This is a genomic window from Stenotrophomonas nitritireducens, assembly GCF_050984405.1.
Lineage (GTDB): Bacteria > Pseudomonadota > Gammaproteobacteria > Xanthomonadales > Xanthomonadaceae > Stenotrophomonas > Stenotrophomonas nitritireducens_B.
Genome location: NZ_CP158790.1, coordinates 2,963,214 through 2,978,785, shown reverse-complemented (window position 1 = coordinate 2,978,785; position 15,572 = coordinate 2,963,214). Strand labels below are relative to the sequence as shown.

At 69.5% G+C, this 15,572-nt stretch carries 17 protein-coding genes; 6 read left to right on the top strand and 11 right to left on the bottom strand.

Annotated elements, in window-relative coordinates; translation table 11 throughout:
* Positions 1-259: 259 nt before the first annotated feature.
* The 7 genes from ABTV91_RS13260 to ABTV91_RS13230 all read right to left on the bottom strand — a co-directional run bounded on the left by ABTV91_RS13260 (position 260) and on the right by ABTV91_RS13230 (position 4,741).
* Positions 260-694, bottom strand: coding sequence for a hypothetical protein (locus tag ABTV91_RS13260; protein WP_433851855.1), 435 nt, complete (start codon positions 692-694; stop codon positions 260-262).
* A 61-nt stretch (positions 695-755) separates the two neighbouring features.
* Positions 756-1,343: a DUF2884 family protein gene (locus tag ABTV91_RS13255; protein ID WP_433851854.1), complete on the bottom strand. Its 588-nt coding sequence runs from the start codon at positions 1,341-1,343 to the stop codon at positions 756-758.
* A 31-nt stretch (positions 1,344-1,374) separates the two neighbouring features.
* Positions 1,375-2,214, bottom strand: a complete 840-nt coding sequence (locus ABTV91_RS13250; protein WP_433851853.1) for a DUF4097 family beta strand repeat-containing protein — start codon at positions 2,212-2,214, stop codon at positions 1,375-1,377.
* A gap of 37 nt (positions 2,215-2,251) precedes the next feature.
* On the bottom strand, positions 2,252-3,265 hold the full coding sequence (locus tag ABTV91_RS13245; RefSeq protein WP_433851852.1) for a hypothetical protein: 1,014 nt from the start codon (positions 3,263-3,265) through the stop codon (positions 2,252-2,254).
* Positions 3,262-4,134 (bottom strand): ABC transporter ATP-binding protein, encoded by an 873-nt coding sequence (locus ABTV91_RS13240; protein WP_433851851.1) that lies wholly within the window; start codon positions 4,132-4,134, stop codon positions 3,262-3,264. Before ABTV91_RS13240 ends, ABTV91_RS13245 begins: the two co-directional genes overlap by 4 nt.
* Positions 4,131-4,493: a GntR family transcriptional regulator gene (locus tag ABTV91_RS13235; RefSeq protein WP_055764809.1), complete on the bottom strand. Its 363-nt coding sequence runs from the start codon at positions 4,491-4,493 to the stop codon at positions 4,131-4,133. Before ABTV91_RS13235 ends, ABTV91_RS13240 begins: the two co-directional genes overlap by 4 nt.
* A 2-nt stretch (positions 4,494-4,495) precedes the next feature.
* Positions 4,496-4,741 (bottom strand): hypothetical protein, encoded by a 246-nt coding sequence (locus tag ABTV91_RS13230; RefSeq protein WP_433851850.1) that lies wholly within the window; start codon positions 4,739-4,741, stop codon positions 4,496-4,498.
* Between the two features lie 159 nt (positions 4,742-4,900).
* Between ABTV91_RS13230 and ABTV91_RS13225 the strand changes: the two genes are divergently transcribed.
* The 5 genes from ABTV91_RS13225 (at position 4,901) to ABTV91_RS13205 (ending at position 8,811) form a co-directional block, all read left to right on the top strand.
* Positions 4,901-5,440 (top strand): glutathione peroxidase, encoded by a 540-nt coding sequence (locus tag ABTV91_RS13225; protein ID WP_433854181.1) that lies wholly within the window; start codon positions 4,901-4,903, stop codon positions 5,438-5,440.
* Between the two features lie 132 nt (positions 5,441-5,572).
* Complete coding sequence (locus ABTV91_RS13220; protein WP_433851849.1) at positions 5,573-6,532, top strand: FKBP-type peptidyl-prolyl cis-trans isomerase N-terminal domain-containing protein; 960 nt, start codon at positions 5,573-5,575, stop codon at positions 6,530-6,532.
* Positions 6,533-6,552: 20 nt separating this feature from the next.
* Positions 6,553-7,902, top strand: a complete 1,350-nt coding sequence (locus tag ABTV91_RS13215) for a UDP-glucose dehydrogenase family protein (protein WP_433851848.1) — start codon at positions 6,553-6,555, stop codon at positions 7,900-7,902.
* Positions 7,895-8,137 carry a SlyX family protein gene (locus ABTV91_RS13210; protein WP_104939070.1) on the top strand — a complete coding sequence of 81 codons (243 nt, stop codon included), beginning with the start codon at positions 7,895-7,897 and terminating at the stop codon, positions 8,135-8,137. The genes ABTV91_RS13215 and ABTV91_RS13210 overlap by 8 nt, the downstream gene beginning before the upstream one ends.
* Positions 8,138-8,154: 17 nt before the next feature.
* On the top strand, positions 8,155-8,811 hold the full coding sequence (locus ABTV91_RS13205; RefSeq protein ID WP_433851847.1) for a DUF2058 domain-containing protein: 657 nt from the start codon (positions 8,155-8,157) through the stop codon (positions 8,809-8,811).
* Positions 8,812-8,963: 152 nt separating this feature from the next.
* Here the strand turns inward: ABTV91_RS13205 and ABTV91_RS13200 are convergent, their stop codons facing one another.
* The 3 genes from ABTV91_RS13200 to ABTV91_RS13190 all read right to left on the bottom strand — a co-directional run bounded on the left by ABTV91_RS13200 (position 8,964) and on the right by ABTV91_RS13190 (position 12,784).
* Positions 8,964-10,145: an MFS transporter gene (locus ABTV91_RS13200; protein ID WP_433851846.1), complete on the bottom strand. Its 1,182-nt coding sequence runs from the start codon at positions 10,143-10,145 to the stop codon at positions 8,964-8,966.
* 460 nt (positions 10,146-10,605) lie between these two features.
* Positions 10,606-12,057 (bottom strand): amidohydrolase family protein, encoded by a 1,452-nt coding sequence (locus tag ABTV91_RS13195; protein ID WP_433851845.1) that lies wholly within the window; start codon positions 12,055-12,057, stop codon positions 10,606-10,608.
* Positions 12,058-12,103: 46 nt separating this feature from the next.
* Complete coding sequence (locus tag ABTV91_RS13190) at positions 12,104-12,784, bottom strand: ankyrin repeat domain-containing protein (protein WP_433851844.1); 681 nt, start codon at positions 12,782-12,784, stop codon at positions 12,104-12,106.
* A gap of 126 nt (positions 12,785-12,910) precedes the next feature.
* On the opposite strand from ABTV91_RS13190, the gene ABTV91_RS13185 reads away from it, so the two are divergent.
* Positions 12,911-13,870 (top strand): LysR substrate-binding domain-containing protein, encoded by a 960-nt coding sequence (locus tag ABTV91_RS13185; protein ID WP_433851843.1) that lies wholly within the window; start codon positions 12,911-12,913, stop codon positions 13,868-13,870.
* A 168-nt stretch (positions 13,871-14,038) separates the two neighbouring features.
* On the opposite strand, the gene ABTV91_RS13180 is transcribed toward ABTV91_RS13185, so the two are convergent.
* A complete protein-coding gene (locus ABTV91_RS13180) occupies positions 14,039-15,211 on the bottom strand; it encodes an amidohydrolase family protein (protein WP_433851842.1) in 1,173 nt (390 codons plus the stop codon).
* Between the last annotated feature and the right edge of the window lie 361 nt (positions 15,212-15,572).

Here is a 15,572-nt window from a genome sequence, read left to right as displayed (position 1 = left end):
AGCGCCGGATGAGGGTGCGGGCGAAGCCTCCTGCGGCTTGATGTCGCGGGCTTCGTTCCGGCCCTCACCCCAACCCCTCTCCCCGAGGGAGAGGGGCTTCGGCGCTGCAGCTTTTCCTTCTCCCTGTGGGAGAAGGTGGCGCGCAGCGCCGGATGAGGGTCCGGGCGAAGCCTCTTGCAGTTTGATGTTGCGAGGCTTCGTTCCGGCCCTCACCCCAACCCCTCTCACGGGGGGAGAGGGGCTTCAGACCCGCAGCTTTTCAGCGCAGCGCGCGCGGGTTGGCCAGCGCTTCGGCGTAGTCCTTGAACTCGGGGATGCGCTGGGCCAGGTCCGGCGGGAACGGCGTTTCGCCGGCCGGCACGTCCAGCGGCACGGTGCGGCCGCTGGCGTCGGCGGGCGCGGTCGAGTCGGTCAGCGTGTTCTGGCGCAGGATCTGCAGCCTGACGAAACTGGTCTTCAGCAGCTCGCGCTGGCCCTCGTCCAGCGGGATCTCGATGTCGTCCACGCGCAGCCTGCCGTCGGGCAGGATGTCCAGGTTCGGGTAGGGCGCGCGGCGCACCGACACCATGGCCGCGCCCACTTCCATCTTGGGCTTGCTGCGCTCGGCGCGGTGGGCGGCGTATTGCTCGCGGTCGCCGCAACCGGCGGTGGCGGCGACGCAGGCCAGCAGGGCGGACAACAGCAGTTTGTTCATGGCGTGGCGGAACGGTACGGCGGGGGAGCGGCGATTCTACCGCTCCCGCCGCCGGTGACGGTCAGCGCAGGGTCACGCGGCCGTCGCGGCATTCATCGATGTCGCTCTGGTCCATCTTCGCGTAGGGCTTGAACTCGGGGATGGCGGCGGCCAGCTGCTGCTGGGTGGCGAGCATGGCCGGCAGGCGGTCGCAGATCTTCGCCGCGCTTTCCTCCAGCTTCCTGGCCTCGGCGTTGACGCGCTCCTCGATCTTGTCGGTATCGCCGGAGAAGATGCCCTTGATCGCCTCGCCGGCGGCCCGCGCGCCGAGGTTGGCGCCCTGCACGCCGATCTCGATGCCGGCTTCGGCCACCTGCATCACCTGTTCGCGGTACTGCAGCAGCAGTTTGCGCTGGGCATCGTCGACGGCGATGGTGCTGCCGTTGATCAGCAGGTCGCCCGTGGGCGAGATCTCGACCTTGGCGCCGTCATCGCTGGAGACGCTGATGTTCTTGGCGGCCATTTCCTTGCGCGCCTTGTTGGTCGCTTCGCGGACCTTCTGGCCGAGGCTTGTGTCGCCGCTGGCGTCGTTGGCCTGCGGGCGGTTGCCGCAGGCGAGCAGCGGCAGGCACAGCATCAGCGCGAACAGGGGGGCTTTGAGGGTCTTCATGTAGGTGCTTCCGTGGCTGGCAAGAAGGGAATCAGTGCTTCTTCGGCAGGTCGACGCTGCCGCCGATGCCGGAGTGGTCGACGGAACCGCTGCCGATGCGCTGCACGCGCAGGCTGGCGGCGTTGCGCACGCGCAGGTCGCCTGAGCCCAGGCTGCCCAGGCCGACCGCGCCGCGCACGTCGCCGACATCGGCGTCGCCCGAGCCGATGCTGTCGATCTGGACAGCGCCCTGCACGCCGCGCAGTTCCAGGTCGCCCGAGCCGATGCTGCCGACCCTGGCGTCGCCGCGCACCCCGTCGATGCGCACGTCGCCCGAGCCGATCGAGACCACGTGCAGCGCGCCGACGTCGTCCAGTTCGATGTCGCCGGAGCCGACCGCGGCGGTGGCCAGGCCCTTGATGGCGCGCGCCTTCACGTCACCCGAGCCGACGTCGGCGCTCATCGCCTGCGCGCCGGCGAGCGTGGCGTCGCCCGAACCGACCTTGAGCTGCACCATCACGTCGTCCGGCAGCGTGCCGCCGATGTCCAGCCACGCGTAGCTGGAGCCGAAGTTGAGGTTCATGCCGCGGCTTTCGCGCTCCAGGCGCACGACCAGCTTGTCGCCGACCTTCTCCTGGGTGAGCGAGAGCTGGCCGAGCAGGTCCTGGCTGGAGGCGCAGGCGCGGCCGGACAGCGCGGCGCGCGCGCCGGGCGTGGCCTGCAGCTTCAGGTCGTGGCTGTTGACCTCGAAGACCACCGCCTTGGCGCCGGCCAGCTCCAGTTCCAGCGCCTTGGGCTGGCTGAACTTGCAGTGGTCCTCGGCCAGCGCTGCGCCGGGCAGCAGGGCCAGGGCGAACAGGGCGCGGGTGATCGTTGCGTGCTTGATGTCCATGGGGTTCCTCGCGGTTGCGGCAGGGCGTGAACGGTACTCAGATCTCGTCGCGGCGCTGGCGCAGCCAGATCGCGGCGGCGATGAACAGGGCGCCGGCCAGCACGCCGATCCAGAGCTCGGGGTTGGCCAGCCCGGCGAACTGCACGCCGGGCGAGAAGCCCTGCAGCATCGACTTCACCGATTCGCCGGTCGGCGTGGGGCTGCGGTAGGCCAGTTCGATGCCCGGGGTCGCGCTGAGCAGCAGGCGGCTCACCACGTGCCCCCAGAACCAGCCGCTGTCCAGGCCGAACAGCTTCATCACGTCGAACCAGCTGACGATGACCCCGGCGAACACCGGCAGCATCACCGCCCACAGGAACGGCTTGCTCTTCGCCCAGGCCGAGCACAGCAGCAGCCAGCCGGCGGTGGGCATGGCCCACAGCGCGTAGACCGGAATCCAGACCAGGTGGCTGGCGGCGATCGAGAACGGATTGGACGAGGCCCAGATCAGGGTGATCGGGTTGCCGCCGTGGAACAGCACCACCAGGCTGATGATGACCATGAAGCCGAACATCGTCACGATGGCGGCGACCGCGGCCAGCAGCGGGGCGATGACCAGCGCGCCGACCAGCTTGGACAGCACCGTCTGCGTGTCGGAAACCGGCATCGATTTCCAGAACAGCACGCTGCGGTCGCGGCGGTCGTCGTAAAGGGCGCCCAGGCAGTAGAAGAACACCACGAAGGCCAGGGTGATGAACGGCCATGCCGAGCTGAGCAGCAGGGTGGCGTTCATGCCTTCGCCGAACTTGGCCATGTCCGCCGGCGTCATCTGCTGGGTCAGCACGCCCAGGTCCAGGCCGTTGACCTGGATGCCGTTGATGTGCAGGTCGCCGTTCTCGGCGGCGCGCCGTGCGGCGAACAGCCCGGCGATGATCGCCATCAGCGACAGCAGCAGGGAGATGCCGCCGGCCACCAGCGGCGCGCGCAGGAAGCCGCCGCGGTTCTCCCAGTATTCGCGCTTGAGCAGCCACTTGAACTTGCCCAGCGGGTTGATGTGGTGGACGGCGTTCATGCGTAGGTTCCCTTCATGATGGCCACGAACAGGTCGGCGAGGCCGGGGTTGCGGGTTTCGCCCAGGGCATCGAGCTGGTTGCGGTCGGCGCCGTCGTAGAGCAGCACGGTCTTGCCGAACGGCAGCGAACGCTCGTCGATCGGCGCCAGCTCGCGCGCGGCCTGCAGGGTGTCGGCCGAGGCCAGCAGTTCGGTGTAGCGCTCGGACACGCTTTCCATGTCGGCCGACAGCACGATCTTCCCGTCGCGGATGAACAGCACGTCGGTGAGGATGTGCTCGATCTCCTCGACCTGGTGGGTGGTGACGATGATCGTCTTCTGCTCGTCGAAGTAGTCCTCCAGCAGGCGCTGGTAGAACTCCTTGCGGTAGAGGATGTCCAAGCCCAGGGTCGGCTCGTCCAGCACCAGCACGCGCGCGTCGATGGCCATCACCAGCGCCAGGTGCAACTGCACCACCATGCCCTTGGACAGCTCGGACACGCGTTGCTTCGGCTGCAGCTTGGTGTTGGCGAGGAAGCGCTCGCAGCGGGCGCGGTCGAAGCGCGGGTGCACGCCGGCGACGAAGTCGATGGCCTCCTTGACCCGGATCCAGCGCGGCAGCACCGCCACATCGGCGATGAAGCACACATCGTTCATCAGCGCGTTGCGCTGGGTGCGCGGATCCATGCCGAGCACGCGCAGGTCGCCCTCGAACGCGGTCAGGCCGAGCAGCGCCTTGAGCGCGGTGGTCTTGCCGGCGCCGTTGGGGCCGATCAGGCCGACGATCCGGCCCGGCGCGATGGTGAAACTGGTGTTGTCCAGGGCCGGCTTCTGCTTGTAGGCCTTGCGCAGGCCCTGGGCGGAAACGACGGCTTCGACGGCGGCATTCATGGTGTGGTCCCCGGTGGCAGCAGATCTTCCAAGGTCAGGCCCAGGCGCTGGATGCGTTCCAGCACGCCGGGCCACTCTTCGTTGAGAAAGCGGTCGCGCTCGCTGCCGCGCAGTTTGCGCGCGGCCTCCTCGGTCATGAACATGCCCAGGCCGCGGCGCTTCTCGACCAGGTTCTCGTCGGCCAGTTCCTGGTAGGCGCGCGAGACCGTGATCGGGTTCAACTGGTACTCGGCCGCCACCTGGCGTACCGAGGGCAGGGCGTCGCCCGGCTTGATGATGCCGTCCAGCATCATCGCGATGACGCGATCCTTCAGCTGGCGGTAAATGGGAGCGCCATCGCTCCACTGGATATCGCTCATGGTCAGCTCCGTGGATTCAGCGACTGTGCGAATGAGAAGTAGGGCAGGGAGAGGCTGGTCCGCATCCGGCGGATGGGGCGGCTCCTCTTCTCCTGCGCGTCGGCCTCCTGCTCTTCGCCGGTGGTCCCGGCGGCATAATCCTGGACCGCGCCACGCCCGGCCGGGAAGGACAGCGTGCAACCGATCAGCAGCAACGTGCCGGCAGCGGTCAACGCCGGGAGAACATGTCGATGGTGCCTTCGGTTCATGGCGGTCCCCCTGTGTAGGGTGGCTGGTGTTGTATGCAACTATAACACCGACACGCCGACATGCAACTCCCCCGTGACCCAACTGATGGCCTAGTCTTCAGGCAACACAGTTCCATCCTCAGGAGAACCTCGATGTCCATGCGCAACTATCTGATTGGAATGGCATTGGCCATGTCCATGGCGGGGGCCGCCGCTGCCGCCGACGGCGCGCTGCTGGCCCGCGATTACCGCCTGCTTGCCGGAAAGGAGTCCGTCAACCTGAACCGTGCCTACGGCGGCAAGGTGCTGCTGGTGGTGAACACCGCTTCCAAGTGCGGCTACACGCCGCAGTACGAGGGGCTGGAGGCGCTGCACCAGGAACTGGCCGGGCGCGGGTTCTCGGTCCTGGGTTTCCCGTCCAACGACTTCAAGGGCCAGGAACCGGGCAGCGAGGCGCAGATCCAGGAGTTCTGCACGCTGACCTACGGGGTGAAGTTCCCCATGTTCCAGAAGGTGCATGTGGTCGGCCCCGAGGCCACGCCGCTGTACCAGGACCTGACCCGCCTGACCGGCGTGGCGCCGGGCTGGAATTTCCACAAGTACCTGGTGTCGCGCGACGGCCAGGTGGTGGCGCAGTTCCCGAGCAAGGTGCGGCCGGACGATCCGGAACTGCGCGCGGCGATCGAGCGCGAGCTTGCCAGGCCCGCGCCGCACCACTGAGGCAACTGCGCGGGCGCCATATCGGCGCGTCCGCCGCGCCTTCCGGTGCGCTCCTACATCCCGGGCATGCATGCGACAATGGCGCCCCTCGCGCCGATGGCGGCGTTTGTTCACTTCCAGAGAATGCAGCGAATGAAGATGGGAAAGCGCGGCGCTGTGGCGTCGCTGATGATTCTGGCGATGGCGGTCCCCGCGGCCGTGATCGCGCAACAACCTGCCGCCCCCGCGGCCACCAAGGAGAAGTCCGTTTTGACCTCGGAACGTGAAAAAGTCGGCTATGCCATCGGCGTGGACGTCGCCAGTTCGTTCGAACCCATCGCCTCGGAAGTCGACGTCGCCGCGCTGCGCCGCGCCGTGGAGAACGCCTTCGCCGGCGGCCAGCCGCTGCTGTCGCAGGAAGAAGCGCAGAAGACCGACCAGGCCCTGCGCGTGGCGATGATGGCCCGTTCCGGCCAGCAGGTGCCGGGCATGGCGCCGGGCAGCCAGCCGCCGCCGGTGGACCGCGAGAAGGTCGGCCTGATGCTGGGCAGCTACGCCGTCGGCCCGTCGCTGGCGCCGATCAAGGGCGAGATCGACCTGGACGCGACCTTCCAGGCCATCAGCACCCTCTTCGCCAAGGGCACGCCGCTGATGGACCGCCAGCAGGCGCAGGCCACGCTGCAGGCGTTCAGCACCGCCAAGCAGGCCGCCGCCGCCGGCAAGAACCGCGAGGAAGGCAATGCCTTCCTGGCCAAGAACAAGACCCAGCCGGGCGTGGTGACCACCGCCTCGGGCCTGCAGTACCAAGTGCTGCGCGCCGGCAGCGGCGAGCGCCCGGTGGCGAGCAGCCGCGTGCGCGTGAACTACGAGGGCAAGCTGCTGGACGGCACCGTGTTCGACAGCAGCTACCAGCGCGGCCAGCCGGCCGATTTCGGCCTGGACCAGGTGATCAAGGGCTGGACCGAGGGCGTGTCGCTGATGCCGGTGGGCTCCAAGTACCGCTTCTGGGTTCCGTCCGAACTGGCCTACGGCAGCAACGGCACGCCGGGCGGCCCGATCGGTCCGGACGCGACGCTGACCTTCGACGTCGAGCTGCTGGGCGTCCTGCAGTAATCCACGGAGCCACTGCACCTATGCGCGTTGCGATTTTCGGTACCGGCTATGTGGGACTCGTCACCGGGACCTGCCTGGCCGAGGTGGGTCACGACGTGGTCTGCGTCGACATCGACCAGGCCAAGGTCGACGGCCTGAACCGGGGCGTCATCCCGATCTACGAGCCGGGACTGGAGCCGATGGTCAAGGCCAACCATGCCGCCTCGCGGCTGGCCTTCACCACCGACGCCGCCACCGCGATCGCGCATGGGCAGGTGGTCTTCATCGCGGTCGGCACGCCGCCGGACGAGGACGGCAGCGCCGACCTGCAGTACGTGCTGGCCGTGGCCCGCACCATCGGCCGGCACCTGCAGGTGCCGACCGTGGTGGTCAACAAGTCGACGGTGCCGGTGGGCACCGCCGACAAGGTGCGCGCGGCGATCGCCGACGAGCTGGCCGCGCGCGGCGTCGAGATCGCCTTCGACGTGGTCTCCAACCCGGAGTTCCTCAAAGAGGGCGACGCGGTGGCCGACTGCATGCGCCCGGACCGCATCATCATCGGTGCGGCCAGCGAGGAGCCGGTGGCGGTGATGCGCCGCCTGTACGCGCCGTTCAACCGCAACCACGACCGCGTGGTGGAAATGGACGTGCGTTCGGCCGAGCTGACCAAGTACGCCGCCAACGCGATGCTGGCCACCAAGATCAGCTTCATGAACGAGATCGCCAACATCGCCGAGCGCGTCGGCGCCGACATCGAGCAGGTCCGCCAGGGCATCGGCTCGGACCCGCGCATCGGCTGGCACTTCATCTACCCCGGCGCCGGCTACGGCGGTTCGTGCTTCCCCAAGGACGTGCAGGCGCTGGCCCGCACCGCCCTGCAGCACGGCCACACGCCGCGCCTGCTCGACGCCGTGGAAGCGGTGAACGAGGCGCAGAAGGGGCACCTGTTCGAGCTGGTCCAGCGCCACTACGACCGTGGCGAGGACGAGGGCGTGCGCGGCAAGACCTTCGCCGTGTGGGGCCTGGCGTTCAAGCCCAACACCGACGACATGCGCGAAGCCTCCAGCCGCCGCCTGCTGGCGCAGCTGTGGGAGGCCGGCGCGCGCGTGCGCGTCTACGACCCCGAAGCGATGCATGAGGCGCGCCGCATCTTCGGCGAGCGCGAGGACCTGGTGTTCTGCGACTCGGCGTTCGATGCGCTGGAAGGCGCCGACGCGCTGGTCGTGGTCACCGAGTGGAAGCAGTTCCGCAGCCCGGATTTCGCGCGCATCCGCCAGGCGCTGGGCGACGCGGTGGTGTTCGACGGCCGCAACCTGTACGACCCGCGCGAGATCGAGGCGGCCGGACTGGCCTATTACGGCATCGGCCGGGGGCGCTCCCTGCATGTCTGACCTGTTGCCGAGCGCCCGCGAGCAGGCGCTGGAAGAGCGCCTGGTGGAACTGGAGATGCGCGTGTCCTTCCAGGAGCATGCGCTGGCCGAACTGAGCGAGGCCCTGGCCGACGCGCGCATGCAGGGCAGCCGCAACGCCGACGTGCTGCGCGTGCTGCTCGAGGACCTGGGCAAGGTCCGCAACGCGCTGAACGCCTCCGATCCGGCGAGCGAACCGCCGCCCCCGCACTACTGATACGACGTACCGAACGCATGAGCGACACTCTCCGCGACCAGCTCCTGGGGCTGGGTTTCAAGCCCGCGCCCAAACCGGAGCGCAAGCCCGACACCCGCCGCGACGGCCGCCCGCAGGGCAGGCCGGCGCAGGCCCGTCCGCAGGCCGGCAACAAGCCCGGCAACAACCCCGCGCCTGCCGGCAGGCCGGCGCACGCCGGCAAGTCCGCCCATGGCGGCCCGCAGGGCGCCCGCAAGCCGCGCTCGCAGGAAGACATCGACCTGGCCAAGGCCTATGCGATCCGCGCGCAGCGGGAGAAGGACGAGCGCATCGAGGCCGAGCGCCAGAAGCAGGAAGAAGCCCGCTTGCGCCGCGAGGCGAAGGCGAAGCTGGACGAGCTGATCAAGGACAAGGGCCTCAACGACCCCAACGCCGACATCGCCCGCCACTTCCCCTATGGCGGCAAGATCAAGCGCATCTACGTCACCGCCGACCAGCTCAAGGCGCTCAACGCCGGGCAGCTGGGCGTGCTGCAGCAGAACGGGCGCTACCTGCTGGTGACGGCCGAGCTGCTGGCCGAGGCGGAGGCGATCTTCGCCCCGGCCGTGGCGCTGAAGGTCGATCCCGACGCGCCGGCCGGAGACGATCCCTACGCTGATCCGATGTACCAGGTGCCGGATGACCTGGTCTGGTAAGCAGGCCAGGAACGAGTGGAGAGGAACGAGGAACGAGTAAAGGCAAAAGCGGTACGACTGCTGGCGTTCCCGTAAAGACCAAGGCCGTCATTCCCGCCTGCGCGGGAATGACGGTTTTTGTTTTTTCGCTGTTCCTCGCTCCTCGTTCCTCTTCACTCGTTCCTCGCGCCCCGCCTCTCCGGCACGAAGCAGAACGCGATCACCGCGCCGGCCAGCGCGAAGCAGCCGCCGGCGATGAAAGCCACCTTGCCGTCGCCGAACGGCCACAGCTGGCCGGCGATCAGCGCGCCCAGCACGCCGCCCAGCCCCGACGAGAAGCCGTAGAACAATCCCTGGCCGTGGCCGTTGAGGTTGCCGGGGAAATAGCGCGCCAGCAGCTGCATCGCCGAGGCGAAGAACGCGGCGAAGCCCAGGCAGTGGGTGGCCTGCGCCACCAGCATCACCGGGATGTTCTCCGGCCACAGCGCGGTGGCCCACCAGCGCAGCGCGGCGCTGGCCATGGAGATGATCAGCAGCCAGCTGGCGTCCCAGCGCCGGAAGAAACCGGCGATCAGGAAGAACACCGCCACCTCGAACACCACGCCCACCGTCCACATCAGCCCCAGCAGCGAGGTGCTGTAGCCGTGATGGTCCATGTACAGCGAGAAGAACGTGTAGTACGGCCCGAACGAAAGCTGTTCGAGGAAGGCGGCGATGAAGAACGCCAGCACCGGCGGCCGCCGCACGATCGTCCAGAAGCCCTGCACGTGCGCGGCGTGGGTGCCGACGTGGCGGGCGTAGCGGTTGAGGAAGGAAGCGCCGGTCATCAGCGCGAACAGCGGCAGCATCAGCCACGGCAGCAGGCCGGCCCCGCGCCGTTCGATCACCCAGCCGAATGCGGTCACCACCGCGATGAAGCCCAGCGAGCCCCAAACCCGGATCATGCCGTAGCGGTGGCTGTCGCTGCCCAGGTGGGTGAGGGTGATCGATTCGAACTGCGGCATCACCGCGTTGTAGAAGAAGCAGAACCCGACCATCACCGCGTACAGCGTCCACGGCGGCTGCGGCAGCAGGAAGCCGGCGAAGCTGATCACCGTCAGCACGCAGCCGATGCGCAGCCAGCGGATCGGGCGCGGCGATACCGCCGCCAGCGAGGTCCAGGTGCTGGGGGCGACCACGCGGGTGGCGTACCATAGGCTCATCATCACGCTGATCGCGGTCACGCCCATGCCGCGCGACTGCAGGTACAGGCTCCAGTACGGGGTGAAGGCGCCCAGCGCGGCGTAGTAGAAGAAGTAGAAGCTGGACAGCCGGGCGACGGGAACCGGCGGCTGCGGCATGGCAACGGAAGTCATGGGTGTGCGCGTGGGGGCGCGGGAGCAGGGCGGTAATTGCCGCGGTGCCTATTGTGCCTTGTCCCCATGGCGATGGCTGCGGAACGGTGTGCTTGCGACGCCCCGTTCCAGCCAGGGCCCGGTGTTGGCATTTCTGTGGTGTCCGTCTTTGACGGCGTCGCGAGCGGCGCCAGTTGCGAGCGGCCCTGCTGGTATGCCTACCAGAAGTGCGTCGGCCTGGGGAACGACCAGAACCAATGCTTGGAGGTCTATCTCGACTGCGTCGATACCCGCTGCAACGGCACCCCGTAAGAACAGGCCCCGCCAAGGGCGGGGCTCTCTTCCAGCGATCTCTCCGTGCCGCGGCATCGATGGTTTCCGATGGAGTGGCTCCGGCGAGCTTCCATCGCCTGGTCGTCCTTCCGGGCGTTCGGGCACCCGGGCGCGCCGGGGCTGCCCGAACGTCGTCGACGAGATCGGCTCAGGGCGTCGCTTCGGCGTTCCAGGCGGCGACCTTGGCCCTGGTCCCGGCGAGCATGGCGTCCAGCGCGGCGCGGTCGTAGACCTTGCCGCGCATCACCACGGTGTCGATCGCGCGGGTCGCGTCGATGTCCTGCAGCGGGTTGCGCTCCAGCAGCACCAGGTCGGCGGCCTTGCCGGTTTCCACCGCGCCGTAACGGTCCAGTTTGCCGAACCAGGCCGGGCCGTTGCGGGTGGCAGCGACCAGCGCCTGCGCCGGGGTCAGCCCTTCGCGCACGTACAGCGCCAGCTCGTTGTGCAGGCCGATGCCGGGGTAGTTGTACGAGTTGAGGAAGCCGGCATCGGTGCCGGCCATGATGCGCACGCCGGCCTCCTGCAGCAGCGGCAGCACCGCCGCGACCTGCGCGTAGCGCTCGTGGCGCGCCTGGATCTGCGCCGGCGTGGCCTTGGCCGCGCGCTCCACGCGCCAGGTATAGGTCTTGCGCAGGCCCGGGCCGATGTAGGCCAGGTACGGGTCGTTGTCATGCGGCTCGGTGTCGAGGAAGCTGATGATGCGGCCGCCGTCGAGGGTGGGGGTGACGGCCACGCCGCGTTCGGCGAAGCGGCGGTAGGCCGCCATCGCGGTGTCGCGGTCGAAGCCCTCGTGCAGTCGGCGGCTGGCCTCGGCGCGGTCGATGCGCCCGGCGGCGAAATCGGCGGCGATCTTCGCCTCGTCCGGGATGCCGGCCTGGAAGGCGTAGTCCAGGTGCTCGATGGAACTGATGCCGGCGTCGACGGCCTGGCCGACGGTCAGCGCCATCGGGATGTGGCCCGAGGTGCGCAGGCCGCGCTTCTTCGCCTCCGATACCGCGTACAGGAACAGCTCCGGCGTGAGCGTGCTGTCGGTGATCTTGACGAAATCGACCTTGTCGCGCTGCTCGCGATCCAGCGCGGCATCGACGCCGGCTTTGTCGCCGACCTCGATGGTGCCCTTCCATACCGGCTTGAGGCCTTCGATCTTGGCGCCGGAGGTGAACAGCTGCGGGCCGAACAACTGGCCGCCGGCGATCTGCCCGCGCCAGGACAGCACCTGCTCGGGCAGGTCGCCGGACGCGTCGCGCACGGTGGTGATGCCATGGGCGACGTACAGCGGCAGCAACGCCTTGTTTTCCTCGACCAGGGCCGGGCCACCGCCGAAATGCACGTGCATGTCCCACAGGCCGGGGATCAGGTAGCGGTTCTTCGCGTCGATGGTCCTGGCGGCGCGCCACTGGCTGGCCAGCGCGCTGTCCTCGCCTACCGCGACGATGTCCTCGCCGCGGATCGCCACCGCCTGGCCGGGCAGGGTACGGCCATGCTCGACGTCGACGATGGTCGCGTGGCGGACCAGCAAGTCGGCGTCCGCGCGCGCGGCCAGCGCCGGCGGCGCCAGCGCCAGCAGGGAAGAGAGGGCGAGGGAAAGGGTGGTTTTCATCGGTTGGTTCCAGTGGCGTGCGGCGCGCCGCACAACGGAGAAGGGGTCAGCGGGCGCCGGCGTCGACCAGCATGCGCGCGATGGCGTTCTGCTGGTGCTGGCGGGCGCGCTGCAGCGGCGTGATGCCGTAGCTGTCGGGCAGGTTCACGTCGGCGCCGGCATTGATCAGCATGCGCACGATGTCCTGGTGGCGGGTACCGCCGTCGCCGAGCAGGATGGCCTCCAGCAGGGCGGTCCATCCCAGGCGGTTGACGTGGTCCACGTCGACGCCGGCGTCGATCAGCAGGCGCGCGGTTTCCACGTGGCCGCGCTCGGCCGCCGGGATCAGCGCGGTGCCGCCGTAGCGGTTGGTGCTGCGCAGGTCGGCGCCATGGGCCAGGGTCATGCGCAGGATTTCCAGCTGGCCGCTGGCGCCGGCATACAGGTAGGCGCTGTCGTCGATCCTGTCCCGGGCGTTGACGTCGGCGCCGGCGTCGATCAGCGCGCGCGCCGCTTCGGTCCGGCGCTCGTGGACGGCGGCCAGCAGCGGCGTGCGGCCCTTGCCGTCGCGGGCGCGGATGTCAGCGCCCTGCGCCAGCAGGCGGCGCACGGCCTCCGCGTCGCCGGATTCGGCGGCCGCGAACAGCTGCCGCGACAGCGCGGAGTCGCCGGCACCGGCGCCGGCGGAGCACGAGGCCAGCATGGCCGTGGCCAGCACCTGCGCGGTGATCCAATGTCGAGCGGACATCGCCTGTCTCCTGGTTCCTGCAGCGGGCGGACGCGCCGGGGGACGCGCATCGCGGACGGGGGTGTTTGCGCGCTGCCGGCGTCGATGCTACAAGCCGCTTCTTCCATCCAGAAATGAAATGTAACGATGGATATCAGTCCAAAATCGAATAGGGCGCTGTTCGACCTCGACCTGCTGCGCGCGCTGGTGACGGTGGCCGACTGCGGCAGCTTCACCGCCGCGGCGGCGCGCCTGCATTCCACCCAGTCCACCATCAGCCAGAAGGTGCGGCGGCTGGAGGAACTGGCCGGGCACCGCCTGCTCGACCGCGGTGTGCGCGACGTGCGTCCCACCGACACGGGCGAGACCGTGCTGGGCTATGCGCGGCGCCTGCTGGCGCTGAACGAGGAACTGGGCGAGGCGCTGTCCGGCGCGGGCGTGGCCACCACCATCCGTCTCGGCGTGCCGGAGGATTTCGCCGGCGGCCGCACCACGCACCTGCTGGCCGATTTCAACCGGCGGCATCCGCGGGTGAAGCTGGAAGTGAGCAGCGGCCTGAGCCGCGCGCTGGGCGAAGGTTACGACCGCGGCGAGCTGGACCTGGTGCTGGTCAAGCAGCGCCGCGGCAGCCGCGAGGCGCTGGCCTGCTGGCCCGAGCCGATGCGCTGGATCGACAGCGCGTCCAGCCCGGCCTTCGCGCTCGACCCGGTGCCGCTGGTGGCGTTCCCGCCGCGCGGGCTGTACCGCGAGGACATGATCGACGCGGTCGAGGCGCTGGGCCGGCGCTGGCGCATCAGCTTCACCAGCTCCAGCCTGGGCGGCATCCAGGCGGCGGTGGCCGACGGGCTCGGCATCAGCCTGCTGCCGGCGCGCACCGTGACCCCGGCGCACGTGGTGCTGGGGGCGGAAAGCGGCCTGCCGGAGATCGACAGCATCGAACTGGCGATCCTGCTGCGGCCGACGGCCGACCCCGAGGTGCGGGTGCTGGCCGACATGCTGGTGGAGATGCTGGGCCAGCCGCAGGGCGAGGAACGGGTGGGGCGGAGCGAGGAACGAGGGAAGGCAAAAGCTGTCGGCGGAGGCGTTTCAGCCACGTATCCGCCATAGGGCGATTGACCCGCCTTCCGGGCTGTTGAAAACACCTCGGCCCGCGCGGGAATGACGAGTTGCAGGGCAGTAGGTGCGGGGCTTGCCCCGCACGGCTTTCCCGGTGAAGCCTCGTGCGGGGCAAGCCCCGCACCCACGGGAGCAATCGCATCGATCCGGCGGAATCGATCAGGCGGCGTTCTGCTCGAGCCGGCCGCGGCGGACGATGCGGCGGCGGCAGGGTACGCCGGCCACGGCGGCCGCGGCATTGGGCGCGTCGAGCACCAGGAAGGTGGCCTCGTTGCCGACGGCCAGGCCGTAGCCCTGCAGGCCCATCACGCGCGCGCCGGCGCCGGTGGCCATCTTCAGCGCCATGCACAGCTCCTCGTCGGTGTAGAAGCCGGAGCGGTAGCCGAGCAGCATCGCCCGCTGCAGCATGTCGCCGTTGCCGTAGGGCCACCACGCGTCGCGGATGTTGTCGTTGCCCATGAACACCTCCACGCCGGCCGCGCGCAGGCGCCGCACCGGCGGGAACGGGCGGTCGCCCGGGGCGTTGGTCATGATCGCCACGCCGGCGTCGGCGAGCACGGCGGCGATGCGGTCCACCTGCGCCTCGTCCACCTCACCCAGCGAATAGGCATGGCTGACCGCCACGCGCCCCTTCATGCCGAGCGCGCGCGTGCGTCCGGCGATGCGCCGCAGCTGCTCGATGCCGCCCAGGCCGGGTTCGTGCAGGTGGATGTCGACCTTGACCCCGTGCCGCTCGGCGATGCCGAACACCACGTCGAGCTGGCCCTCGCTGTCGCCATCGAGCGTGTCCGGGTCGACGCCGCCGATCACCTGCGCGCCTTCGCGCATCGCCGCGTCCAGCACCTGCGCGGTACCCGGGCAGGACATCACGCCGGCCTGCGGAAACGCGACCAGTTCGATGTCGACGATGCCGCGCCAGCGTTCGCGCACCGCGCTCACCGCGCGCAGGTTGTCCAGGCCGGTGGTGGCGTCGACATCGACATGGCTGCGCATCGCCACGGTGCCGAACGCGGCCGCCTGCGCGACCAGCGCGTCGGCACGCTCGGCGATGGACGGCGCGGCGGCCAGTTCCTGCTTCTCGATGGCCAGGCGCTCGCGCAGGGTCGCGGCCGGACGGTGCGGATGCCAGCGGTCGCCGACGAAGCTCTTGTCCAGGTGGATGTGGCCGTCGACGAAACCGGGCAGCACCAGTTGGCCGCCCAGATCGACCAGCACCGTGCCGTCGCGGCGCCGCAGATCGCGGCCGATGGCGGTGAAGCGGCCGTCGGCGACGGCCAGCTCCAGGGGCTGGCCATCGGGACCGACGGCGTTGATGAACAGATGGTCGACCATGGCGGCTTGGAGGGGGATGGATCGGGGGTGCCACGATAGGCCGGCCCCGGGTGCACCGGAAATGAAGTATCGCGATGGGGCCCATTCGTCCCGGCACTGGCGGGTGGGCGGGTGGGCGCGCAGGGAGAAACCCGCGCGCGTGCGATATCGCTGCACGCGCCGCGGAGCGTCCGCGGCCTTCATGCCGCGGCAGGGCCGTACTGGAAGGCCGCCGTGCTGTGCCGGAGCGCATCGAGTGCGGCAAGCGCCCATGATTTCACCGGCCGCGGCGGCCTCCATCCGGGGGCGTGATCCGGTTGGTGGCGAGCCACGTCGTGGCAGGTGTGTTACCCGGATGCATCGGCACACGTCCGGCTCCCGC

Bases quoted from the DNA above. Each gene is read 5' to 3' on its own strand.
- ABTV91_RS13200 (WP_433851846.1), bottom strand. From the start codon at position 10,145: ATGACTTCCGTTGCCATGCCGCAGCCGCCGGTTCCCGTCGCCCGGCTG.
- ABTV91_RS13205 (WP_433851847.1), top strand. From the start codon at position 8,155: ATGAGCGACACTCTCCGCGACCAGCTCCTGGGGCTGGGTTTCAAGCCC.
- ABTV91_RS13190 (WP_433851844.1), bottom strand. From the start codon at position 12,784: ATGTCCGCTCGACATTGGATCACCGCGCAGGTGCTGGCCACGGCCATG.
- ABTV91_RS13245 (WP_433851852.1), bottom strand. From the start codon at position 3,265: ATGAACGCCGTCCACCACATCAACCCGCTGGGCAAGTTCAAGTGGCTG.
- ABTV91_RS13210 (WP_104939070.1), top strand. From the start codon at position 7,895: ATGTCTGACCTGTTGCCGAGCGCCCGCGAGCAGGCGCTGGAAGAGCGC.
- ABTV91_RS13185 (WP_433851843.1), top strand. From the start codon at position 12,911: ATGGATATCAGTCCAAAATCGAATAGGGCGCTGTTCGACCTCGACCTG.
- ABTV91_RS13225 (WP_433854181.1), top strand. From the start codon at position 4,901: ATGGCATTGGCCATGTCCATGGCGGGGGCCGCCGCTGCCGCCGACGGC.
- ABTV91_RS13260 (WP_433851855.1), bottom strand. From the start codon at position 694: ATGAACAAACTGCTGTTGTCCGCCCTGCTGGCCTGCGTCGCCGCCACC.
- ABTV91_RS13180 (WP_433851842.1), bottom strand. From the start codon at position 15,211: ATGGTCGACCATCTGTTCATCAACGCCGTCGGTCCCGATGGCCAGCCC.
- ABTV91_RS13250 (WP_433851853.1), bottom strand. From the start codon at position 2,214: ATGGACATCAAGCACGCAACGATCACCCGCGCCCTGTTCGCCCTGGCC.
- ABTV91_RS13195 (WP_433851845.1), bottom strand. From the start codon at position 12,057: ATGAAAACCACCCTTTCCCTCGCCCTCTCTTCCCTGCTGGCGCTGGCG.
- ABTV91_RS13215 (WP_433851848.1), top strand. From the start codon at position 6,553: ATGCGCGTTGCGATTTTCGGTACCGGCTATGTGGGACTCGTCACCGGG.
- ABTV91_RS13230 (WP_433851850.1), bottom strand. From the start codon at position 4,741: ATGAACCGAAGGCACCATCGACATGTTCTCCCGGCGTTGACCGCTGCC.
- ABTV91_RS13255 (WP_433851854.1), bottom strand. From the start codon at position 1,343: ATGAAGACCCTCAAAGCCCCCCTGTTCGCGCTGATGCTGTGCCTGCCG.
- ABTV91_RS13220 (WP_433851849.1), top strand. From the start codon at position 5,573: ATGAAGATGGGAAAGCGCGGCGCTGTGGCGTCGCTGATGATTCTGGCG.
- ABTV91_RS13240 (WP_433851851.1), bottom strand. From the start codon at position 4,134: ATGAATGCCGCCGTCGAAGCCGTCGTTTCCGCCCAGGGCCTGCGCAAG.
- ABTV91_RS13235 (WP_055764809.1), bottom strand. From the start codon at position 4,493: ATGAGCGATATCCAGTGGAGCGATGGCGCTCCCATTTACCGCCAGCTG.